The sequence below is a fragment of the Bradyrhizobium sp. LVM 105 genome (assembly GCF_003957705.1).
Classification (GTDB): domain Bacteria; phylum Pseudomonadota; class Alphaproteobacteria; order Rhizobiales; family Xanthobacteraceae; genus Bradyrhizobium; species Bradyrhizobium frederickii.
Genome location: NZ_QZMV01000006.1, coordinates 324132 through 345654, shown reverse-complemented (window position 1 = coordinate 345654; position 21523 = coordinate 324132). Strand labels below are relative to the sequence as shown.

Annotated in this window: 19 protein-coding genes; 15 read left to right on the top strand and 4 right to left on the bottom strand. The window is 65.1% G+C overall.

The genetic code is table 11. From position 1 onward, the window contains the following. Positions 1-95 precede the first annotated feature (95 nt). From mgtE to tolA, 4 genes are all read left to right on the top strand, one after another. The gene (gene mgtE / locus D6B98_RS19970) at positions 96-1517 is read left to right on the top strand and encodes a magnesium transporter (protein WP_126258640.1); all 1422 of its coding nucleotides are present in this window, start codon (positions 96-98) and stop codon (positions 1515-1517) included. 198 nt (positions 1518-1715) lie between these two features. Then, positions 1716-2033 carry a helix-turn-helix domain-containing protein gene (locus D6B98_RS19965; protein ID WP_126258639.1) on the top strand — a complete coding sequence of 106 codons (318 nt, stop codon included), beginning with the start codon at positions 1716-1718 and terminating at the stop codon, positions 2031-2033. Positions 2034-2192: 159 nt separating this feature from the next. Then, complete coding sequence (locus D6B98_RS19960; protein WP_126258638.1) at positions 2193-3011, top strand: aldo/keto reductase; 819 nt, start codon at positions 2193-2195, stop codon at positions 3009-3011. 49 nt (positions 3012-3060) lie between these two features. Next, a complete protein-coding gene (tolA, locus tag D6B98_RS19955; protein WP_126258637.1) occupies positions 3061-3948 on the top strand; it encodes a cell envelope integrity protein TolA in 888 nt (295 codons plus the stop codon). A gap of 1197 nt (positions 3949-5145) precedes the next feature. On the opposite strand, the gene D6B98_RS19945 is transcribed toward tolA, so the two are convergent. Next, a complete protein-coding gene (locus tag D6B98_RS19945; protein WP_126258636.1) occupies positions 5146-5859 on the bottom strand; it encodes a DUF599 domain-containing protein in 714 nt (237 codons plus the stop codon). A 124-nt stretch (positions 5860-5983) separates the two neighbouring features. On the opposite strand from D6B98_RS19945, the gene D6B98_RS19940 reads away from it, so the two are divergent. The 4 genes from D6B98_RS19940 (at position 5984) to D6B98_RS19925 (ending at position 8806) form a co-directional block, all read left to right on the top strand. Then, positions 5984-6646 (top strand): glutathione S-transferase family protein, encoded by a 663-nt coding sequence (locus D6B98_RS19940; protein ID WP_126258635.1) that lies wholly within the window; start codon positions 5984-5986, stop codon positions 6644-6646. 296 nt (positions 6647-6942) lie between these two features. Continuing rightward, positions 6943-7146: a hypothetical protein gene (locus tag D6B98_RS19935; RefSeq protein WP_126258634.1), complete on the top strand. Its 204-nt coding sequence runs from the start codon at positions 6943-6945 to the stop codon at positions 7144-7146. A gap of 172 nt (positions 7147-7318) precedes the next feature. Further along, positions 7319-8323, top strand: coding sequence for a hypothetical protein (locus D6B98_RS19930; RefSeq protein ID WP_126258633.1), 1005 nt, complete (start codon positions 7319-7321; stop codon positions 8321-8323). Between the two features lie 42 nt (positions 8324-8365). Next, complete coding sequence (locus tag D6B98_RS19925) at positions 8366-8806, top strand: DUF1489 family protein (RefSeq protein ID WP_126258632.1); 441 nt, start codon at positions 8366-8368, stop codon at positions 8804-8806. Here D6B98_RS19925 and panC read toward each other — a convergent pair. Next, positions 8803-9654 (bottom strand): pantoate--beta-alanine ligase, encoded by an 852-nt coding sequence (gene panC / locus D6B98_RS19920; RefSeq protein ID WP_126258631.1) that lies wholly within the window; start codon positions 9652-9654, stop codon positions 8803-8805. The genes D6B98_RS19925 and panC overlap by 4 nt on opposite strands. Before the next feature lie 283 nt (positions 9655-9937). Here panC and D6B98_RS19915 point away from each other — a divergent pair, with 283 nt between their 5' ends. The 4 genes from D6B98_RS19915 to D6B98_RS19900 all read left to right on the top strand — a co-directional run bounded on the left by D6B98_RS19915 (position 9938) and on the right by D6B98_RS19900 (position 13736). Next, positions 9938-10861 carry a division plane positioning ATPase MipZ gene (locus D6B98_RS19915; protein WP_126258630.1) on the top strand — a complete coding sequence of 308 codons (924 nt, stop codon included), beginning with the start codon at positions 9938-9940 and terminating at the stop codon, positions 10859-10861. 340 nt (positions 10862-11201) lie between these two features. After that, positions 11202-12062 (top strand): alpha/beta fold hydrolase, encoded by an 861-nt coding sequence (locus D6B98_RS19910; protein ID WP_126258629.1) that lies wholly within the window; start codon positions 11202-11204, stop codon positions 12060-12062. Positions 12063-12194: 132 nt separating this feature from the next. Beyond that, on the top strand, positions 12195-12944 hold the full coding sequence (locus D6B98_RS19905) for a vWA domain-containing protein (RefSeq protein WP_126258628.1): 750 nt from the start codon (positions 12195-12197) through the stop codon (positions 12942-12944). Between the two features lie 66 nt (positions 12945-13010). Further along, positions 13011-13736, top strand: a complete 726-nt coding sequence (locus tag D6B98_RS19900) for a DnaJ domain-containing protein (protein ID WP_126258627.1) — start codon at positions 13011-13013, stop codon at positions 13734-13736. A 247-nt stretch (positions 13737-13983) separates the two neighbouring features. Here the strand turns inward: D6B98_RS19900 and D6B98_RS19895 are convergent, their stop codons facing one another. Then, entirely contained in the window at positions 13984-15837 is a 1854-nt protein-coding gene (locus D6B98_RS19895) for a D-alanyl-D-alanine carboxypeptidase (protein WP_126258626.1), read from the bottom strand. 387 nt (positions 15838-16224) lie between these two features. Between D6B98_RS19895 and D6B98_RS19890 the strand changes: the two genes are divergently transcribed. After that, positions 16225-16563: a phasin family protein gene (locus tag D6B98_RS19890; protein ID WP_126258625.1), complete on the top strand. Its 339-nt coding sequence runs from the start codon at positions 16225-16227 to the stop codon at positions 16561-16563. Positions 16564-16635: 72 nt separating this feature from the next. Here D6B98_RS19890 and D6B98_RS19885 read toward each other — a convergent pair whose 3' ends face one another. After that, positions 16636-17988 carry a TadE/TadG family type IV pilus assembly protein gene (locus D6B98_RS19885; protein WP_126258624.1) on the bottom strand — a complete coding sequence of 451 codons (1353 nt, stop codon included), beginning with the start codon at positions 17986-17988 and terminating at the stop codon, positions 16636-16638. Between the two features lie 481 nt (positions 17989-18469). On the opposite strand from D6B98_RS19885, the gene clpS reads away from it, so the two are divergent. Both clpS and clpA read left to right on the top strand, forming a co-directional pair. Further along, complete coding sequence (gene clpS / locus D6B98_RS19880) at positions 18470-18802, top strand: ATP-dependent Clp protease adapter ClpS (RefSeq protein WP_164718725.1); 333 nt, start codon at positions 18470-18472, stop codon at positions 18800-18802. Positions 18803-19083: 281 nt separating this feature from the next. Then, positions 19084-21492 (top strand): ATP-dependent Clp protease ATP-binding subunit ClpA, encoded by a 2409-nt coding sequence (clpA, locus tag D6B98_RS19875; RefSeq protein ID WP_126258622.1) that lies wholly within the window; start codon positions 19084-19086, stop codon positions 21490-21492. Positions 21493-21523 lie beyond the last annotated feature (31 nt).

Genomic DNA, 21523 nt, shown 5'->3' with positions numbered 1-21523 from the left:
GCATCTTTGTCATTGCGCTCGGAGTTGCCTTGTGGGTATTGCCTGAACATCAGCTCAGACCACTGGTTCCAACCTGTCAACCGGCGAGGCGCGCCATGGATGAAAATATGGACGTTGCCCCGCCCGCTGCCGATTCGGTACTCGACCACGTGCCGATGCGCAATGAAGACGGCGATATCAGGCACGAATTCGTCGAAGAAATTGCCCGGGCGATCGAGGCCGGCGACAGCGCATCGCTGCGCGCCTGCGTCGCCGAGTTGCACGAGGCCGATCTCGGCGATCTGATCGGCGCGCTGGAGCCCGACGACCGTGTCCGCCTGGTCGAGCTCACCGGGCGCGATTTCGACTTCTCCGCGCTGAACGAGGTCGACGAGGCCGTCCGCGAGGAGATCCTGGACGAGCTGCCGCCGGAGACGGTTGCCGAGGGCGTCCGCGAGCTCGAATCCGACGACGCGGTCGAGCTTCTGGAAGCTCTCGATGCCGAGGAACAGGAGGAGATCCTCGAGAAGCTGCCGCTCAAGGAGCGCGTCGCGCTCGAGCGCAGCCTGCTGTATCCGGAGAATTCCGCCGGCCGCCGCATGCAGACCGAGTTCATCGCGGTGCCCCAGGATTTCACCGTGGGCCAGGCGATCGACTACATGCGCGAGACGCCGGACCTGCCCGACCGCTTCTACGAGATCTATGTCGTCGACAAGGACCAGCATTGGCAGGGCGCGGTGCCCCTCGACGTGCTGTTGCGCGCGCGCCGGCCGGTGGCGCTGACCGAGCTGACCGACGAGGACCGCCGCCGCGTCTCCGTCCTGGAGGATCAGGAGGAGGTCGCGCGGATGTTCGGCAAGTACAATCTCGTTGCCGCGCCCGTGCTCGATACCCAGGACCGCCTGGTCGGCGTCATCACCGTCGACGACGTCGTCGACGTCATCGAGGAGGAGGCGGACGAGGACCTCAAGGCGCTCGGCGGCGTCACCAGCGACGAAGAGCTGTCGGACACCTTCCTGACCATCGCGCGCGGCCGCTTCAACTGGCTGCTGGTCAATCTCGCCACCGCCTTCCTCGCTTCCTCCGTGCTCGGCCTGTTCGAGGGGCAGCTCGAGAAGATGGTCGCGCTCGCCGTGCTGGCGCCGATCGTGGCGAGCCAGGGCGGCAATGCGGCGACCCAGACCATGACGGTGGCGGTACGGGCGCTGGCGACGCGCGAGCTCGGCGCCTCCAATGCCTGGCGGGTGGTGATGCGCGAGGCCCTGGTCGGCCTCGTCAACGGGCTCGCCTTCGCGGTGATCACGGGGATTGCGGCGGTGGCCTGGTTCAAGATTCCGGGCCTTGGCATCGTCATTGGCCTCGCGATCATCTGCAACCTCGTCGCCGGCGCGCTCGGCGGCATCCTGATCCCGATGGCGCTCGAACGTGTCAGGGTCGATCCGGCGGTGGCGTCGGGAACGTTCGTCACCACCGTCACCGACGTCGTCGGCTTCTTCTCCTTCCTCGGCATTGCGACGCTGTGGTTCGGGTTGAGGTAGGTCTCACCCGCCGTCATTCCGGGGCGCGCCACTTGGCGCGAGCCCGGAATCCATTTGTCGACATTCTCCGGTGCACGATGGATTCTCAGGTGCGCAATTGCGCACCATAGCTCGCGCTTCGCGCGCCCCGGAATGACAGCAACCCATCTTTAATCCGAACTTAAGCGACCTGCCGCATCATCGCACGCGCTTGGGGGACTGGACATGCGGTTGCGGCTGAAGGCGGACGGACGGGTCGTTGAGTTGCGGGACGGACAGGAATTTCCGGTCCAGCCGTCTGCGGTCGAGCCCACGGCCACAATCGCGCCGGCGGACACCTCTTCGCTCGCGGTGCGCGATTTGCGCCGCCGCGCCTGCCTGACCCAGATGGAGTTCGCCGCCAAGCTCGGCGTTCCCGTCGAGACCATCCGCAACTGGGAGCAGGGCAAGCGGGCTCCGCGGGGGCCGGCCCGCGCGCTGCTCGCGGTGATCGCGCACGCCCCGGAAACGGTGTTCCAGGCGCTTGCCAAAGCCTGACGTGGCGGCGTGACGGGCCGACCAGCCCTGACGCAACCTCCCGTTAGTCTTGCGCCAAATATCCCGCCGAACTGCCACGGCCTCCGTTGGCAGTGTCCTGGGCCGGGTCCATAATGCCGTCTGATGGCGTTTGGGGCTGCCGCAACGGAAGGAGTCCTCATGCTGTTCGTCGAGGCCAATGGCGCAAAGATCCCGGCAATCGGGCTCGGGACCTGGGAGCTGAGCGGAAGGCTTGCCGCGCGCGTGGTCGAGCAGGCGCTGCGGTTCGGCTATCGCCACATCGACACCGCGCAGGTCTATGACAATGAACGGGAGGTCGGCGACGGCTTGCGCGCCTCGGGCGTGCGGCGCGACGACGTCTTCCTCACCACCAAGGTCTGGACCAACCATTTCGCGCCTCACGATCTCGAGCGCTCTGTCAAGGAGAGCCTGGCGCGCTTGCGGCTTCCCTCCGTCGACCTGTTGCTGCTGCACTGGCCCAATTCGCACGTGCCGCTGGCGGAGACGCTTGGCGCGCTCTCGCATGCGAAGACGATGGGCCTGACCCGCCACATCGGCGTCTCCAATTTCACGGTGGCGCTGATCGAGCAGGCGGTGGCGGCCTCGCCGGAGCCGCTCGTCTGCAACCAGGTCGAATACCATCCCTATCTCGACCAGGCGAAGGTGAGGGCGGCCTGCGACCAGCATGGCCTTGCCCTCGTCGCCTACAGCCCGATCGCCAAGGGGCGCATCAAGACCGACCAGACGCTGGCCGAGATCGGGCGCGCCCATCACAAGACACCGGCGCAGGTCTGCCTGCGCTGGCTGGTGCAACAGAATGTTGCTGCGATCCCGCGCACCTCGCGCATCGAGCGCCTGTCCGAAAACATCGAGATCTTCGATTTCGAGCTGTCGGACGACGAGATGAGCCGGATCGCCGCGCTCGCCAATCCGAAGGGCCGCCTGACCGACTTTGGCTTTGCCCCGAAATGGGATTGAGGGGAGACCGCGGTATGCTAACAGCAGGGCGGCAATCCAAGATCTGGCGATGGAACTGCGGACAATCATACGGACGGACGTTGCGGCGTCGGCGATCGCCCATCTGACGCTGGTGGCGCTGATCATCCTGATCAGCGAAGTCCATCCGTTCCACGCGACGCCGCCCGAGACCGTCACGGTCGACATCGTCACGCCCGAGGAGGTGAAGCAGGAGGAGGCCAAAGCGGAGGAGAAGATCAAGGAGGAGGTCAAAGACAAGACCCCGGAGCCGCTCGCCGATCTGAAGCTGCCGAAGCTGGATTTCACCGACAAGGCGCCCGCGGCGTCGAAGCCTGCGACCCCGCAGCCGGCCGCATCGCCAACGCCCGAACCGCAACGGCCGGCGCAGCAGCAACAGCCTTCGCCGAAGCCGCGCGAAGCTAACGCACAGCCACAGGCCCCGGCGATGCCGCCGCCGCCCCAAACCCCGCCACAGCAACAGGCCGCGCCGCCGCCGGCCTATCAGGCCCCGCAGCCTGACGTCACCGTCAAGTACGGCGTCATGCTGGGGCTGCCGCCTGAATTGCCGCTGCCGCTGCCGAAAGGCGGCGCCAAGGACGATGGCGGCGACGCCACGGACTCGATCGCAGCCAAGCTGCCGGCCGAGATCATCGCCGCGCTTCGCAGCCATTTGCGCAGCTGTGCCAAATTGCCGGCCGGACTTGCGCCCACCGACAACGTTCACATCAAGCTGCGCGCCGTGTTCGCGACCGACGGCACGCTGGCGCGCGAGCCGATCCTGCTCGAAGCCCCGCCGTCCACGAAAGGGGTCGCCCTCGTGAAATCGGCAACGAGCGCGCTTCAGAACTGTCAACCTTACAAGATGCTGCCCGCCGATTTGTACGAGGAATGGAAGGTGCTCGACCTGCCGTTCAGCCCGCGCGATTTGGGAAGCTAGCCCGCAGCGTAGCCCGGGTGAGCGCAGCATACCCGGGACGTCACTGGCAAGGTCCCGGATGTCGCTGCGCTCATCCGGGCTACGGCACCTGCTGTGTCGCCCTCCGTCAATCCAAGCTTGCAAAAATATTCCACTTTACCGAAATTCGGTTTTGTCGTATGTGTCGTCCATCCCGGCTCATCCAGGAGGGGCGATCTCGAGGTCGTCTTGTTCGCGAGCCGGGCTTGCGGTGGACGCGGCAGCGTCGGCACGAGATGGTGCGGGCAGGGCGGGTAGTCCCTGTGAGCCCGTGGCCGCGTGCAGACGAACGGCGCTGTTAGGTTTCGTCTCGCCTGTAAGTTTCCGGCTCCGTCGACAGGGCTGGGAAGACTGCGGCGACATGGCGGGCCGTGCGTACGGCAAAACCGTGTGGTCCTGGCCGTCGTTGCTACGGTCAAGCCGGATCGAAGATGCGCGCGAGCCCAACCGGGCGGACGGCATCGCCAATTCGAACGGCGAGGGAGGCCAGAAGGAAAGTTCGGCTCCCGGGAGAGCACGGCATAAGCCGTCCGACCACCGCGCAGGGAAGGCCGAGTGATTGGCCACACCTGTATGCTGCTGTGCGGTTCTTCCTGCGTGTGCATTTTCGCGCAGCGGACCGCGGGTGCGAGCCGGCACCCGGCCTTCCCTGCGCCCTCTTGGCTTTGAGAGGGCGGAAACGCAAGCAAAGCTCGGGCGAACTCAGCCGCGAGAGCGAGAACGTATGCCCGTCGCCACACACGCGGTGTCATCGCCCGGTTCAACCGGGCGATCCAGTATTCCAGAGACGCCAGCGTTCAATCCGAGAAGCCGCGGCGTACTGGATTCCCCGCCTTTCGCGGGGAATGACAGCCTCACTTGGAGAACCAGCTATCGCCTCATCCTCCGTCATTGCGAGCGCAGCGACTTGTCCGCCGAAGCCTTGGCGAAGGCGGAAGCAATCCAGAAATGTGTCCGCAGTAATAGTCTGGATTGCTTCGTCGCAAGGGCTCCTCGCAATGACGGGGAGAGAGCATGTGCGCCACACTCAGCTCTCGCGCCCCGGACGCAGCGCAGCGTCCCTTCGACGGTGCGCTGCAGAGCCGGGGCCCATGTCGCGGCATTGTGCCGTGTCGCCCTGGGTCCCGGCTCTGCGCCGCAACGCCGAGGGGGGTGCAGCTTGTCCGGGACACCGGCGCCTCAATGACCGCGCTTCATCCCCTGATCTGCGTCCACCTCCGGGGCCATCGCCATCCAGGCGCTGGATGCGAACTGCCGGCGCCAGGTCACGACCACAACGGCGGCGGTGGTGACGAACAGCACCCATGGGCTGACGAACCAGCCGAGATAGCCGAGCGCGAAGAAGAACGCGCGCTGGCCGCGGTTGAAATGGCGGCCGGCGGATTCGAACAGGCGCGAGGTGCGGATGACGTGGGCTTCGGCCGCTGGCGTGTCGCGCTGGTCCGCCGCCGGCATGCCGCCGAACAGGATCGCGACATAGTTGAACAGGCGATAGGCCCAGGCGAATTTGAAGAAGGCATAGACGCAGATCAGCACGAGGCCGACGCATTTCAGTTCCCACATCGCCGGCGAGGTGCTGAGATCGACCGGAAGCTTGCTCAGAATCGTGATGGCGTCGTTGGTGGCGTGCAGCAGCGCCAGCGCGCCGCCGAGCGCGAACAGGCTGGTGGAGGCGAAGAAGGCGGTGCCGTTCTGCAGCGAGGTCATGATCTGCATGTCGACCATGCGGGTGTCGCGGTCGAGCATCCGGCGGACCCAGACCTCGCGATAACGGTTCATGCGCGCCGACAGGCTGTCGCGGCCGTAGGCCGAATGCTCCAGCGTCAGGGCATAGACCAGCCATTCGATGACGAAGAAGCCGACGGCGGCGATGTCGACCCAGTGCCTGCTCATGTCTGTCTCCTGGCGCGGACGGCAACGATTGCCACGCGTGGGCCGGCGCGGCAACGATTGATTGGCGGCAGGTGATGGCGTTAAAAGCGGCTCGCTCGAGGACGTCTCTGGAAGGACTGATGACATGGCTGCGCTGAAACTCGCCATCGGCAACAAGAACTACTCGTCATGGTCGATGCGGCCCTGGCTCGCGCTCCGCGCCAACGACATTCCGTTCGTGGAGACACTGATTCCGCTCTACACCGACAATCCCGCGGACAAGGAGCAGATCCTGTCCTTCAGCCGCGCCGGCAAGGTGCCGGTGCTGGTCGACGGCGACGTCACGGTGTGGGATTCGCTCGCCATCATCGAATACATCGCCGAGCGCTTTCCGGAAGTGAAGCTGTGGCCCGACGACGTCGCCGCGCGCGCGCATGCCCGATCGGTGTGCGCCGAGATGCATTCCGGCTTTGTGGCGCTGCGCAACGAATGCGGCATGAACCTGCATCGGCCGATCCGCCCCGTGGCGCTGTCCGCGGAGGCCAAGGCCAACGTCGCCCGCATCGAGGAGATCTGGCGCGAGTGTCGCACGCACTACGGGGCGGCGGGGCCGTTCCTGTTCGGCCGCTTCGGCGCGGCGGACGCGATGTACGCACCGGTCGTGCACCGCCTGCGTACCTACGCGATCGAGGTTGCGCCGGACACCAAGGCCTACATGGAGACGATGATGGCGCTGCCGGCGTTCCAGGAATGGACCCGCGACGGGCTGGCCGAAACGCTTGTCATCGCCAAGTTCGAGGACGCCTGATCACCGCGGGCTGCCCGAGGCCCGCTGGCCCCTGTGGCGGCCGGCGGCGCATGGCCGGAAATTGACCGGGGGCCATGGCGTCAGGGGCTGCGACAAGCTGTCTGAACGAGCGGCCCCCGCCGGTATCATCGGCCCGCCGGTTCCGGTCCTATCATTCTGAAAAGACTGCAAAATATAGGCGCTTGCCATGCGGGCATGGCGCTGGCCAAAACCACGGGTCGCGTGCTATAAAGCACATGGGTTTCCGGCCGGCCGTCGTAGTGGGACCATGGGCGAGGCAGGCGTTGTTTGGAGTGATGGAGAGGGTGTTGAAGCACAAATTCCCGATTGGAACGCGCGTATTGTTCACGGCCAGCAACGTCGCGCGCCCCGCCGCCAGCGGCGCGTATGAAATCATCCGTCTGCTGCCGACCGATGGCGACGATTGCCAATATCGGATCAAGAGCTCGACCGAAGCCTTCGAACGCGTCGCCAAGGAAAGCCAGCTCGCGCTGTCCTGAAGCCAGCTCGCGCTCCTGAAGGCTGACGCATCCCGCATTGCTGCCATCAGCGAATAGTGTCCTGCCGCCGTCAAAAGGCCCGCTTCACCTCCAAAAGGTGGGCCGGGGCAGTTGCCGATTAGCGGTGCTCGCTTGACCATTCGCTCTCTGCTCGCGTGAGGGGACGTCGCGCATGAACTGGGCATGGGCCACTTCGCTCGACCAAATCTGGCGCTCACCGGCCTTTCCGATGTGGATGACGCTGGCCGCTGCGGGATTCTTCGGATTGATCCTGCTGATCACGTTGCTGCGCGCCGACAGATCGGTCGCCAACGGCGCCCTGACCGTGATCACGCTGCTCTCCATTGCGATCGCCGGAGCTGCCACCGTGCGCGTCTATGGCCCGTTGGGGTCGGACGCGCCGGCCGAGGCGCGCGCGCCGGGCGCGGTCGTCGCCAGCCTGCCGGCACTGTCCTGCCTTGACGATCTCGCCGGCGATGCGGTCGCCATCGGCTGCGAAAGGGCGCTGTTCGGCTCGCCGGATGCGGTGGCCGCGGCCGTGTCCTACACCGCGGCCCGGATCGACCGGCTGATGGCGCTCGGCGATGCCGCGACTGCCGACAAGAGCCTGACGGCGGACATCAAAGCGCTGCGCAAGGCGCTGGAGCGCGATCGCTACGGCCTGGTGGCGCAGGTGCTGGTCGTGCGCGACGGCTGTACCCAGTTCGAGTGTGCCGCGTTCCGCTCGCTGACCGACCAGCAGCAGGTCGCTGCCAACATGGATTCCCATCTCTACGACGTGCTGGTCGCGCGCCATGCGCCGACCTGGAATGCGCCGGCGACGGCGGCGGCAGCGGCGCTGCCGCCGAATGCGGCGCTCGCGGGTCTGCCGCCCTCGATGCCGACGGGCAAGCCGACCAATGCCGAGTTCCCGAGTTCCTCGTCGACGCCGCCGGTCAGCATCATGAATCCGGAGCCCGCGGCGACGGCGCGGCAGGCCGCGCCGCCGGCAAACGCGGCGGCAGCGTCGGCCGCTTCGCGCGCGCCGGCAGCTGCCTCGGCACAGGCTTCAGCGCCTGCGGCGCCTGCTGCGAAGCGGCCGCCGGCCCCGAAGGCTGCGCGGGCCACCACAGCACCGGTTCCGCTCGCGCCCCCGCCGGCGACCGCGGCGGCTCCCGCGGCTGCGGATAACGAATAGTTCGGCATTCCAAATGCGGTGTTGCCCGGCTAATGCTGAGCCATGCCGCTACATCTGATCAAGCTCGCCGTCGGCTGCGACTCCGTCAAGGAATTGAAGGAGTGGGTCGCCGAACGGATGCAGACCGCCAAGAAGAAGGGTCTGCCGCAACGCCACATCCACATCACCCGCATGGTGCCCAAGCGCGACGCCGAGATCCTCGCCGGCGGGTCGCTCTATTGGGTGATCAAGGGCGAGATCGCCGCGCGGGAAAAAATCATCGGCATCGAGCCGTTCCGCGACAAGGACGGTATCGGGCGCTGCCGCATCGTGATGCAGCCGAAGGTGATCTCGGTATCGCCGCGGCCGATGCGCCCGTTCCAGGGCTGGCGCTATCTCACGGAGGATTCCGTGCCGCCCGATCTCGGCAGGTCCGCCGCCGGCTCGATCGCGGCGATGCCGGAGCCGATGCGGCGCGAATTGCGCGATCTGGGGCTGCTCTAAACCGCGATATTGTCGATCAGCCGGGTGCTGCCGAGCTTGGCCGCCACCAGGATCCGCAACGGGCCGTCCTTGCGCGAGGCGACTTGTGCCAGCGTCTCGGCATGGCGGAGCTCGTAATAGTCCAGCGCAAAGCCCGCCGCCTTGATCATCTCGGCGCCGCCGGCCATCGCCGGCGCGATGGCATCGCCGGCCTTGATCCGCCGCGCGCTCTCTTTCATGGCCCGGTAGAGCATGGGAGCGGTCTGCCGCTCCTCGGCCGACAGGTAGACGTTGCGCGAGGACATCGCGAGTCCGTCGCGCTCGCGCACGGTGCGCGAGCCGATCACCTTGACGCCGAGGTCGAGGTCGCGCGCCATCTGCGTCACCACCCGCAATTGCTGAAAGTCCTTTTCGCCGAAGATCGCGAAGTCCGGCCGGCACTGCGTGAACAGCTTGCCGACCACGGTGGCGACGCCGCCGAAGAAATGCGGGCGAAAGCGATCCTCGAGGCCGGCGAGCGCCGGCCCCTCCGGCACGATGCGGGTGGCGAAGCCCTCCGGATACATCGCCTTGACGTCCGGATGCCAGACGATGTCGACATCCTCGGCCGCGAGCTTGGCGATGTCGGCCTTCCAGGTGCGCGGATAGGCGCCGAAATCCTCGGTCGGGGCGAACTGGGTCGGGTTGACGAAGATCGAGACGACGACGCGGCTGGCGCGCCGCTTGGCGAGGCGGACGAGGGACACATGCCCGTCATGGAGGGCCCCCATGGTCGGGACCAGCGCGATCGTGGCCTTTCGCTTGCGAAGATTGTCGAGGGCGCGGCGCAAGGTTGGGACCGTGCGGGCGATCAAGGGGCTTGATGACATCGAGACTCGGCAGGGTTGGGAATCGGTGCGGCGCGATCTGCGCCCGGGAGGACTAACCTTAACAAGCAGCGATCATGGACGCCATGCACCCGGATGCGGCACAGCATCCCGCGCAAGGCCGCGCACGACATCGCGGCATTATGGGCTGGATCACAGACGAAGATTGGCGCCGCGATTCATGATGAAGAACGGCGCAATACGATTTGCATGACCTGTCACGCATTTCACTTGACCGCAGACGCGGCCAACTCGAAGATATTCATCAGGGGTGTTGAGGATCGCCATGCTTGTGCAGGCTAGCCAAGGCCAATCCGGCTCGGCGCATGTAGTCGTGCTCGGCAACGAGAAGGGCGGCTCCGGCAAGTCGACCACCGCCCTGCACATCGCCGTTGCGCTGCTGAAGGCAGGCCAGCGCGTCGCCACCATCGACCTCGACTGCCGTCAGCAGAGCTTCACCCACTACATCAACAACCGCGCCGCCTGGGCGCGCCGCACCAAGCTGGACCTCGAACTGCCGGTGCATCGCTGCATTAAGCTCGGCGAGACCATGCAGATCGCCGAGAACGAGAATTCCGAGTTCCAGCAGTTCATGGAGGCGGTCTCGGTGGTCGAGAGCAGCTTCGACTTCATCGTGATCGATACGCCGGGCACCGACAGCTACCTGATGCGGCTTGCGCATTCGATGGCCGACACGCTGGTCACGCCGATCAACGACAGCTTCCTCGATTTCGACGTGCTCGGCACCGTCGATCCCGCGAGCTACGCGGTGACCGGCGAGAGCCATTACGCCGAAATGGTGCGCGACGTCCGGCGCAAGCGCCGCCAGCTGGACGGTTCGACCACCGACTGGATCGTCGTGCGCAACCGCCTGTCGATGCTCGGCTCGCGCAACAAGCAGCTGGTCGCCGAGGGGCTGAAGGATCTGTCGCTGCGGCTCGGCTTCCGCTACGTCGATGGCTTCGCCGAGCGCGTCGTCTATCGCGAATTCTTCCCGCGCGGCCTGACCGCCCTCGACGAGATCGACGAGGCCACGCTCGGCATGCGGCCCAATCTCGGCCATCTCACCGCCCGGGAAGAGGTGACGAGCCTGCTGCGTCAGCTCAAGCTGCCGCTCGACGAGCGCGGCCGCCGCCGCGCCGCGAACCGGGCCGAGTGGTTCAACCAGGTCGACAAGCCGCTCGAAGTCCACGACATCCTGGGCGCCTGAGGCGGTATACTGCTACTTCCCATCGATCTGACCGCACCGGATTCCTCTGGAACCGCGATCGCGCTCGGCCGTTTTTATTCTGCGTTTACCGTGAAATTGAACCCGAACGGGTCCGGTTGCGTCGGATGGTAAGCTGCATCCTGACGTAGCGGCCGGATAACAGGGTGCTCAGAAAACGTGTGCGCCGCACAACGAAAGGGCTGCAGGTTCACAATATTTGGCCTTCCTGTCACGCGCCTGTGACATATATTAGCGATAGGCGACAAGGGGACGGAGAGCCCCGGAGAACACGATTTTCAACAGGGATTCAGGCCACAAGCGCCTGAGGCTGAGGACGAAAATGAAGCGTGGAATTGCCGTTTTGGTTTCGGTCAGTGCTCTCTGCGGCATCGCCTATTTCACGGCGAGCAAGTGGGCGATCAAGCACGAGACCATCACCTTCTACGACGCCTCCCGCGACAACCGTCCGGTGCCCGTCCAAATCGCGGTGCGCCGCGACAAGGAAATGCAGGCCAATGCCGGCATGATCACGCTGCCGGTCGCGGTGATCAACCACGGCAATACCGTCAAGAACACCGAATACGGCTTCCTCGCCAACATCTTCGCTGCGCGCGGCTACATGGTCGTCAGCCCGCAGCACGATTTGCCGACTGATCCTCCGATGGTCACCAAACCCGGCGAGCTCTATGTCGGCCGGCTGCCGCAGATCCTGCGCGGCGTTGCCAACATCCATCTCGCCATGCAGGAGCTGAAGAAGGTTCAGCCCAATGCCGACTACGCCAAGGTGACGATGGTCGGCCATTCCATGGGCGGCGACATTACGATGTATTTCGCCAAGCAATATCCGGATGAGGTCAAGAAGGTCGTCACGCTCGACAATCTGCGCGTGCCCTTCGTCACTGCCGGCAAGTTCAAGATCCTCTCGTTCCGCTCGCAGGATCCGCAGTTCAAGGCCGATGCGGGCGTGATCCCGACCGACGAGGAATGCGAGAAGGCGGGCATTCAGGTCGTGAAGACCGAATTCCAGCATAACGACATGCGCGACACTGGTCCGGATGTGGCCAAGAGCTCGATCCAGACTATGCTCGACAAATTCCTGAGCGCGACCGATAGCGAGATCGCACCGGTCGATACGCAATCGTCGCCGCCCAACGTCCTCGAGCCTGGTCCGGTCGCGCTGATGGCGCCTGCCAAGGGCTAATGCGTCAAGAGCTGACGCCCTTCGTCGTCCGTCTCATTCTCAAGGCCCCCGCCGGCTCCGTCCGCGGGGGCTTTGCACATTGACCAGCACGCCCGCGCTGACCACATTAACCGCCCACGTAAGGGTCAAGAGATGTCGGGCGAACCCATCAAGCCGCGCGGCGGCGATGCCGTCCCGGCGCAAGCCGGCGGCGCGGTGCCGCAGGCCGGAACGTCGACCGCGGATGACATCGCCGCTTTCGTCGCCAAGGCGCGAGCGCTGTCACCCCATGCGCCCGGCGCGAAGGGGCGGCTGATCTTCGCATTGGATGCGACGATGAGCCGGCAGCCCACCTGGGACATGGCCTGCGCGCTTCAGGCCGACATGTTTCGCGAGACCGCGGCGCTCGGCAGCCTGGATATCCGGCTGGTCTACTATCGCGGTCTGAACGAGTGCCGCGCCACGGGGTGGATCTCCGACAGCACCAGGCTTGCGGCTTTGATGAGCAAGATCGATTGCCGCGGCGGCGATACCCAGATCGGCAAGGTGCTGACGGAGGCGCGACGCGAAGCGATCGCGTCGGGCGTGCGGGCCGTCGTCTTCGTCGGCGATGCCATGGAGGAGAACGTCGACGAGCTCTGCGCCAGGGCCGGCGAGCTCGGCATGCTCAAGGTGCCCGTGTTCGTGTTTCAGGAAGGTCATGACGCGGTCGCCGAGCAGGCCTTTCGCGAGATTGCGCGCCTCACCGGCGGTGCCTGGTGCCGGTTCGATCCAGGTGCGGCCGCGCAGTTGCGTGAGCTGCTGCGGGCAGCCGCGGCCTATGCCGCCGGCGGTCGCGCGGCCTTGTTGAGATTGGCGACGTCCGCGAGCGGCGCGGCCAAGCTGATCAGTCAGATGAAATAGCGCCGTCCCGGCTCGTGGCGCGGCGTGTGCCATGCATTTTGCCGCGAGGACGACTATATTCCTGCCATGACTCTGCTCGCCGGCGCTGTCGCCGTTATCACGCTTTACCTGCTGCTCCAGATGTTCCGCTCCGCCAACCCGGCGGTGCTGGCGCGCGCTATCAGATTTGGTGGCGGCGTGCTGGCGCTGGCGGTCGCGGCATTCACGGGCCTGCGCGGCGAACTGGCGGTGGCGATTCCGCTGGGGATTTTCGGCGCCGGGTTATTGGGCTGGAGCCCGCTGGCAAACGCCGGCTTCGGCAATATCGGCGGGCTGTTCGGCGGCGGTGCTGCGCCCGCGTCAGGGCAGAGCTCGCGCGTCCGCTCGCAATTTCTGGATATGCGGCTCGACCACGATTCCGGCCAGCTCGGCGGACAGATCGTCGCCGGGCCTCACGCCGGGCGTGATCTCGGCGAGTTCGATCTTCCGAGCCTGCTGGCGATGGTCCCGACCTTCGACGCCGAGAGCGTGGCCTTACTTGAAAGCTATCTGGACCGCCGGTTTCCCGCTTGGCGTCAGAACGCGCAGGGCGATGCGGCAGGGGGGCAGCGCCGCACGGCGGCGAGCGGCAAAATGACGGCGGAGGAGGCCTATCAGATCCTTGGCCTGCAGCCGGGCGCGGGGCGTGACGACATCACCCGGGCGCACAAGTCCCTGATGAAGAAACTCCATCCCGACCAGGGGGGCTCGAACTATCTCGCTGCCCGGGTAAACGAGGCCAAGGATACTCTGCTTCGTACGCATAACGGCTAACTCCGGCACCACGCCACAAACGCCCGTACCGTGTGAGCTCCGCTTGCTCTGTCTGCCGTCGCCCCGATGCCCGCCATTCCGGCGTGGTCGATCCCTTGAGTAAAGTTTTAACCGTAAAGTCTTGACGAGAGGTTGTCGCGGAACGGCCTTGTCGCGATCGCGCCACCGTGTCTGCATCACGAACCCGTGCCCAAAACGAAAATGCCCGCGCAAGGCGCGGGCATTTTGTCAGGAACAGGAAGCCAGATCAGTTGCGCACGGTGATGCAGGAAATCTCGGCGCGCTTCAGGGTGCGGCAGACCGCCTCGGCCTGGTCGCGCTCGAGCCCGGCGAAGCGGGCGCGATAGAGCTTGCGATTGTCCTTGGCGACAACGGGCTCGGTGAACGGATCGGCCTTGCTGAGCAGGCCGCGGGCCGAGCTGCGCGCGGCGTCGATACGCTGCTGGGCTTCGTTCTCGCTCTCGAGCGCGCCGACCTGGACGATCCAACCGCTGTGGGTGACGGCAGGCTTGGTGGTGGGGCTCATCTGGACCGGCATCGGATCGGCGGAGGCGAGCTTCGGAGCGGCCGGGGCGGGCGCGGCGGCCGTTGCGGCCGGCAGCACGCCGAGGATCCCGTTGCCGGTGCCGAAGCCGGCCGGCTGCCGCGGCAGCTCGGTGCGGGCGATCTCGGCCTTCGGCGCTTCCGGTTGGCTGACGATCTCGGGCTTGTTGATGAGGTCGGCCCGGGCGACGACGGCGCCGGAGGTTTCCGCGACGTCGGAGCGGGACGGAACGGCATGGGTGACCGGCGGGGGGACCTGGACCGGGGCCGGGGCGGCGGAGGCGACCTTCACGGGGCCGGCCTTGACCTGAACCGTCTTGACCCGGACCGGCTTCATCGGCTCGGACGAGCCGGGAATGATGGAGAGCGGCTGGCTCGAGATCACGCCATTGGTGAGCGGAGCGGGCTCGATCTTGGATTCCGTCGGCCGAACCTCAGGCTTGCTGATTTCCGGCTTGGTCGGGGCCGGGGGCACCGCGGCCGTCGCGGCGGCCAACGTCGACAGGCGGGCCGCAAGACGAGACGGGGCAGATTCGGGAGCAGGAGCGGCGGCGGCCTGGACCTGCGGCGCGTGACGGGCCGGCGGCGTATCCGAGGCGGCGGCAACATCGGTCGCGGTATCGGCGCCGTTGCGCTCGGTGACCGCGGCAACGGTGTGGACGGTCGCGCCCTTGTCGAGATTTTCCGCGAGCAGGTTGCGCATGATGGCATCGCGCGAGCCGCCGCTGCGGCCGCCGAGCACGACGCCGATCAGGTGGCGGTTGCCGCGGCGCATCGAGGTGACGAGGTTGAAGCCGGAGGCGCGGGTGTAGCCGGTCTTGATGCCGTCAACGCCCTCGACGCTGCCGAGCAGGTGATTGTGATTTCGGATCGACTGTCCACGCCAGTTGAACGTGGAGGTCGCGAAATACCGATAGTAGCGCGGGAAGCGCTCCTGGATGGCACGGCCGAGCGTGGCTTGGTCGCGCGCGGTCGTGACCTGCTCGTCGTTGGGAAGGCCGTTGGCGTTGCGGTACACCGTCCTGGACATGCCGAGCGCGCGTGCCTTGCGCGTCATCATCTGGGCGAAGTCGTCCTCGTCGCCGGCGATCGCTTCCGCGATCACCACCGCGGCGTCGTTGGCGGAGCGGGTGACGAGACCCTTGATCGCGTCCTCGACACGAATGGTCTGACCGGCACGCAGGTTCAGCTTGGTCGGATCCTGGTCGGCCGCGTGCTTGGACACCGGCATCTCGGTGTCGAGCTTCATCTTGCCGGACTCGAGGCGCTCGAACAGCAGATAGAGCGTCATGATCTTGGTCAGCGAGGCGGGGTGGCGGATTGCGTCGGGGCTGCTTGCCTGCAGCACCGCACCCGAATTGCCGTCGACGATGATGGACGCGAATTTCGGGCTGGAGCTCTCGGATACATCGCGCTGCACCCGATGGTGCGCGTGGTGCCGGCGATGGCGCCGTGCCTCGGCGGCATCGATGGTGAAGATGACCGCGCTGGTGATGGTGAGAAGCCCAAAAACGCCAACCCGCGCCAAGCGCGAGGCAGACAAGTTTTTACGAAGCATGGAACCCCGTCCCCGTTTCTGACTAGATCACCGGCTCGTGAGGCGAAATTGTGCCCAACGGACCCGGGATCATTACCTGCTCAGGCTGTCCCTCCGCTGGTGTTCGCCGCGGGGGACGTTGGACCTGAGCCGCTATTCTGGCTAAGGTGATGTTCTCAAACGGCTTTCGATCGCCTTCGGAAGCTGAACACGTCCGGGAATCAGGGTAGGGGGCTGCGGTTTCCAAAAGCTTAAGGAAACCTTGCGGGAAACCCCGGAAATCTCCTCGATTTGCGTCGAATTTTGTGCGCCGCACAAATATTCTTGACTTATTTGTGCGTTGCACTAATTATGGGCACAGTCAGGGAGCCGGGGCTTCCGACGAAAGCCAGGGAAAAGGATTCCGAAATGTTCAAGGTTGAAGACTTTCAGAACTACGGGAAAGAGCAGTTCGAGCAGTGCGTTGCTTCCGCGACCTCGGTGCAGCACGGCTTCCAGGCGATCGCCAGTGCCTATGGCGACTACACCAAGAAGTCGTTCGAAGACACCAAGTCCTTCGTCGAGAAGCTTTCCGGCGTGAAGTCGCTGGACAAGGCCATGGAAGCGCAGACCGATTTCGCCCGTTCCGCCTACGAGACCTTCGTTGCGGAATCGCAGAAGATCGCCGGCCTCTACAGCGACCTCGCCAAGCAGGCGTTCAAGCCGGTCGAGACCATCGTGTCGAAGTTCACCCCGGCCGCCCAGTAACGTTTCAGGACATCTTGGAATCGAAAGCCCGGCTGAACCAGCCGGGCTTTTTGTTTGCTCGCGGTCGATCAGTCAGCGCGCCACGCGCAGCTTCGACAGCGAGGTGCCGATGTCCTTGAACACCGATACGGTCTGGCTGGCCGACGTGACCAGGTAGAACTTGTCGGCGCTGCTGGCGCAATATTGCAGCACGCTCGAGGTCGGATCGCTGCCGGTGTTCACCTGCACCGCGTAGACCGTGATGTTGGAAGGCTGGGCCTTGGCGTTGTCGCACAGCTTCTTCTGCCGCGCGTCGATCTGCGCGGCGTTGTTGTACCAACGGTTCTGCGTATTGAGACCGTCGGAAAGCAGCACGATCGCGTCCTTGTAGGTGTAGTTGGTGTCCTTGGCCGGCGCGTTCATGGGATCGCCGGTCGACAGCGTCATCCAACCCCAGGCGAGGCCGATGCCCTGGTTGGTGTTACCCGTGGGCTTCATGGCATCGATCCGGCTCTTGAGCGCGGCCCAGTCGTAGCTCAACGGCATGATCGGTTGCAGGTAGGACCAGCTGGCCGTGCTGCAGTAGGAGTACTGATCGGCCGGGAACAGCGTCCCCACATTGCCGCTCGTCGGCGTGGTGTTCTTGGTGTCGTAGTCCTGATCGCGATCGACCACGCAACCGGTCCAGGTATCGCGGTTCGCCGGCGTCCATTTCCATTTGTTGCAATTGTTGGAATTGCCCGACGTGCAGCTCCAGCTGCCGTTGGCGGCATCCCAATCGCTGAAATCGATCCAGCTCTTGTTGTAGTTGCCGGCGCCGACGTTGACGTCCTTGGCGAACGGGACGATCGAGATGTAGACGTCGCCCGGATTCTTGGCGAGCGCGCTGAGCTGATCGACCAGATTCTTGGCGGCCGTCTGCATCGCCTCCATCTTGCCGTCGCTGGCCATCGAGCCGGTGTTGTCGAGCACCAGGGCCACGCGCATGCGGACGTTGCCCCAGGCGCTGGTGGACGTGGTGCCGACGTCGAGCGTCGGAAAGCCGGCAATCTTCATGAAGGTGGTCGTGTAGGTGCCAGTTCCGGTGAGCTGGATCGTTGAGCCCATGCTGGTGCTCGCCGTATAGGTGGCCGCGACGCTGACCGAGGGCAGGGCGGACGTAGCTGTAAACAGCGCGTTGAAATAGGCCTGCGCCTTCGTGCCGAGCTGCGAGGCGGTGATGGTGCCGGTCGACAGATCCTTGGAGAGCATCAGAGCGGCGGAGTCGAGGGCCGCCTGCATGGATGTGCGGGCCTGGACGGCGCGGCTATAGTCTATTGCGGCACCGACGAAGCTCAGCACCGGGATCAGGGCGATCGCGAAGACCATGGCGATATTGCCTTGCTCGGCCGCTGCGAAGCGGGCGAACTGTCGGCCAATCAGGCTGACGAGCGGCGAGCGAAACATGACGAGCCCCGAGATCGGTGGTTTTGCCCGATTTCGCGCCACGCCGTTGAAGGCTTGGTAAATCGCACCGTAGAAGACCGGGGTATCCCGGGGGAACGTCGCAATCGTGTTAAATGGCTTGGTTCCTGGTCAACAGATTCTAAGCGGTACGGGCATAAATTTTTGTCAAACCGGTCCGGATTGATTAACCTTGCCCCGGATCGCCCGGACCGGGAATCGGGACTGCCGCGGCCGTCGGTGGGATCTTTGCACGCTTGCGGCGGGCCGGGGGCAGGCCCATATTGCTGGCGAACGATCCGGCTTGGACCGGATCTGTCGGGAGCGGCGATCCAACAAGGCGGCGCGCCTGCGCCAGGCTCCGAAGGGCGGGGTCGCGCGGTGACCGCCATTCGCTTCCGTGGGGAATTTGAACGCCTGAGCCATGCCGCAATTGACTTCCAGACTCGACCTGTCCGCGCCAGCCGCTGCCTCCGCTCCTCGCATGAGCAATGACGAGAACCGTTCGGGCAGCCCGTCGGGCCCGAACACGTCGGTCATCACCAAGGTCAAGCCCAAGACCAAACGGCCGAACCTCTACCGCGTGCTGATCCTGAACGACGACTACACGCCGATGGAATTCGTCGTCCATGTGCTGGAGAAGTTCTTCAACAAGGATATCGAGGCCGCGACCAAGATCATGCTTCACGTCCATCATCACGGTATCGGGGAGTGCGGCGTGTTCACCTACGAGATCGCCGAGACCAAGGTGACGCAGGTGATGGATTTCGCCCGCAAGCACCAGCATCCGCTGCAATGCGTGATGGAAAAGAAGTAGACGGTGTGTCTGATGCCGACCCTTGTGTCGGTCGCAATGTAAGCGTCGCGTGACGCCGGTGCGCACGAGGCGTGTCGCAGTCGGCAAAACGACGGAATTCCGCGCCGGCGCCGCTGCCGCCCAATCGGAACGGGTTTTGCATCAAAAAGTCCCAAAGTGTGGAGTCGCCGAGTCGCGGAACCGGTCTTTCGCCGCGGTCTTGTATAACTATATGTGACAAAGGTTGTTGTTGCCTGACCGGGCGATCACGACCATGATGGTGGGGGCCATAGAGGACGCGAATGCCGACTTTTTCCCAAAGCCTTGAACAATCCCTGCATCGTGCGCTGGCGATCGCAAACGAGCGTCATCACCAATACGCGACGCTCGAGCATCTCTTGCTCTCCCTGATCGACGACTCCGATGCAGCCGCCGTCATGCGCGCCTGTAGCGTCGATCTCGACAAGCTCCGTACGAGCCTCGTCAACTATCTTGAGACCGAATTCGAGAACCTGGTGACCGATGGCGCCGACGACGCCAAGCCGACCGCCGGTTTCCAGCGCGTGATCCAGCGCGCGGTCATCCACGTGCAGTCCTCCGGTCGTGAAGAGGTGACCGGCGCCAACGTGCTGATCGCGATCTTCGCCGAGCGCGAGAGCCATGCCGCGTACTTCCTGCAGGAGCAGGACATGACGCGCTACGACGCCGTCAACTACATCAGCCACGGCATCGCCAAGCGGCCGGGCGTCTCCGAGGCGCGCCCGGTTCGCGGCGTCGACGAGGAGGCCGAGGCCAAGGGCAACGAGGATGCCAAGAAGAAGGGCGAGGCGCTCGAGACCTATTGCGTCAACCTCAACAAGAAGGCGCGCGACGGCAAGATCGATCCGGTGATCGGACGCAATTCCGAGATCAACCGCGCGATCCAGGTACTGTGCCGCCGGCAGAAGAACAACCCGCTGTTCGTCGGCGAAGCCGGCGTCGGCAAGACCGCGATCGCCGAAGGCCTCGCCAAGCGCATCGTCGACAGCGAGGTGCCGGAGGTGCTGGCGGCGGCCACGGTGTTCTCGCTCGACATGGGCACGCTGCTCGCGGGCACGCGCTATCGCGGCGATTTCGAGGAGCGCCTGAAGCAGGTGCTGAAGGAGCTCGAGGCGCATCCCAACGCCATCCTGTTCATCGACGAGATCCACACCGTGATCGGTGCGGGTGCGACGTCGGGCGGGGCGATGGATGCCTCGAACCTGCTCAAGCCCGCGCTCGCCTCGGGCACGATCCGCTGCATGGGCTCGACCACTTACAAGGAATATCGCCAGCACTTCGAGAAGGACCGCGCGCTGGTGCGGCGCTTCCAGAAGATCGACATCAACGAGCCGACGGTCGAGGACGCGATCGCGATCCTCAAGGGTCTCAAGCCGTACTTCGAGGACTATCACCGGCTGAAGTACACAAATGAGGCGATCGAAGCTGCCGTTCAGCTCTCCTCGCGCTACATCCACGACCGCAAGCTGCCCGACAAGGCGATCGACGTGATCGACGAGTCCGGTGCGGCGCAGATGCTGGTTGCCGAGAACAAGCGCAAGAAGACCATCGGCATCAAGGAGATCGAGACCACGATCGCCTCGATGGCGCGGATCCCGCCGAAGAGCGTGTCGAAGGACGATGCCGAGGTGCTCAAGCATCTCGAGCAGACGCTGAAGCGCACCGTGTTCGGCCAGGACAAGGCGATCGAGTCGCTCGCTGCTTCGATCAAGCTGGCGCGGGCCGGCCTGCGCGAGCCGGAGAAGCCGATCGGCTGCTACCTGTTCTCGGGCCCGACCGGCGTCGGCAAGACCGAGGTCGCCAAGCAGCTCGCGGCGAGCCTCGGCGTCGAGCTGCTGCGCTTCGACATGTCCGAATACATGGAGCGGCACACCGTGTCGCGCCTGATCGGCGCGCCTCCCGGCTATGTCGGCTTCGACCAGGGCGGCCTCCTGACCGACGGCGTCGACCAGCATCCGCATTGCGTGGTGCTGCTCGACGAGATCGAGAAGGCGCATCCTGATCTCTACAACGTGCTGCTCCAGATCATGGATCACGGCCGGCTCACCGATCACAACGGCAAGCAGGTCAACTTCCGCAACGTGATCCTGATCATGACCACGAATGCGGGTGCGTCCGATCTCGCCAAGCAGGCGTTTGGCTTCACGCGCTCGAAGCGGGAAGGGGACGACCACGAGGCGATCAACCGGCAGTTCGCGCCGGAATTCCGCAACCGTCTCGATGCCATCGTCTCGTTCGGCCATCTCAGCGTCGAGGTGATCGGCACCGTGGTCGAGAAGTTCGTGCTTCAGCTCGAAGCGCAGCTCGGCGACCGCGACGTCACCATCGAACTGTCCGAGCCCGCCAAGGCCTGGCTGGTCCAGCATGGTTACGACGAGCAGATGGGCGCGCGGCCCATGGCCCGCGTGATCCAGGAGCACATCAAGAAGCCGCTGGCCGACGAGGTGCTGTTCGGCAAGCTCAAGGGCGGCGGTCACGTCCGCGTCGTTCTGGTCAAGGACGAGGCCGACGAGACCAAGGAGAAGATCGGCTTCGAATTCGTCGAGGGCCCGGTCACGCCGAAGCAGGAGAAGCTGCCCGGCGCCCGCAAGCGCCCGCCGGGCAAGTCCAAGCCGGGCGGTCCCGGCGGCTCGAAGGGGCCGATCTCGAAGGGCCCGCTGGTCAAGGCTTGATCTGCGCATCATGAATCGAAAGGCCGGCTGG

What these genes read in the sequence shown, in the direction of transcription:
- mgtE (WP_126258640.1), top strand. Translation starts at nt 96, where the DNA reads ATGGATGAAAATATGGACGTTGCCCCGCCCGCTGCCGATTCGGTACTC.
- D6B98_RS19960 (WP_126258638.1), top strand. Translation starts at nt 2,193, where the DNA reads ATGCTGTTCGTCGAGGCCAATGGCGCAAAGATCCCGGCAATCGGGCTC.
- tolA (WP_126258637.1), top strand. Translation starts at nt 3,061, where the DNA reads ATGGAACTGCGGACAATCATACGGACGGACGTTGCGGCGTCGGCGATC.
- D6B98_RS19945 (WP_126258636.1), bottom strand. Translation starts at nt 5,859, where the DNA reads ATGAGCAGGCACTGGGTCGACATCGCCGCCGTCGGCTTCTTCGTCATC.
- D6B98_RS19940 (WP_126258635.1), top strand. Translation starts at nt 5,984, where the DNA reads ATGGCTGCGCTGAAACTCGCCATCGGCAACAAGAACTACTCGTCATGG.
- D6B98_RS19935 (WP_126258634.1), top strand. Translation starts at nt 6,943, where the DNA reads ATGGAGAGGGTGTTGAAGCACAAATTCCCGATTGGAACGCGCGTATTG.
- D6B98_RS19930 (WP_126258633.1), top strand. Translation starts at nt 7,319, where the DNA reads ATGAACTGGGCATGGGCCACTTCGCTCGACCAAATCTGGCGCTCACCG.
- D6B98_RS19925 (WP_126258632.1), top strand. Translation starts at nt 8,366, where the DNA reads ATGCCGCTACATCTGATCAAGCTCGCCGTCGGCTGCGACTCCGTCAAG.
- panC (WP_126258631.1), bottom strand. Translation starts at nt 9,654, where the DNA reads ATGTCATCAAGCCCCTTGATCGCCCGCACGGTCCCAACCTTGCGCCGC.
- D6B98_RS19915 (WP_126258630.1), top strand. Translation starts at nt 9,938, where the DNA reads ATGCTTGTGCAGGCTAGCCAAGGCCAATCCGGCTCGGCGCATGTAGTC.
- D6B98_RS19910 (WP_126258629.1), top strand. Translation starts at nt 11,202, where the DNA reads ATGAAGCGTGGAATTGCCGTTTTGGTTTCGGTCAGTGCTCTCTGCGGC.
- D6B98_RS19905 (WP_126258628.1), top strand. Translation starts at nt 12,195, where the DNA reads ATGTCGGGCGAACCCATCAAGCCGCGCGGCGGCGATGCCGTCCCGGCG.
- D6B98_RS19900 (WP_126258627.1), top strand. Translation starts at nt 13,011, where the DNA reads ATGACTCTGCTCGCCGGCGCTGTCGCCGTTATCACGCTTTACCTGCTG.
- D6B98_RS19895 (WP_126258626.1), bottom strand. Translation starts at nt 15,837, where the DNA reads ATGCTTCGTAAAAACTTGTCTGCCTCGCGCTTGGCGCGGGTTGGCGTT.
- D6B98_RS19890 (WP_126258625.1), top strand. Translation starts at nt 16,225, where the DNA reads ATGTTCAAGGTTGAAGACTTTCAGAACTACGGGAAAGAGCAGTTCGAG.
- D6B98_RS19885 (WP_126258624.1), bottom strand. Translation starts at nt 17,988, where the DNA reads ATGTTTCGCTCGCCGCTCGTCAGCCTGATTGGCCGACAGTTCGCCCGC.
- clpS (WP_164718725.1), top strand. Translation starts at nt 18,470, where the DNA reads ATGAGCAATGACGAGAACCGTTCGGGCAGCCCGTCGGGCCCGAACACG.
- clpA (WP_126258622.1), top strand. Translation starts at nt 19,084, where the DNA reads ATGCCGACTTTTTCCCAAAGCCTTGAACAATCCCTGCATCGTGCGCTG.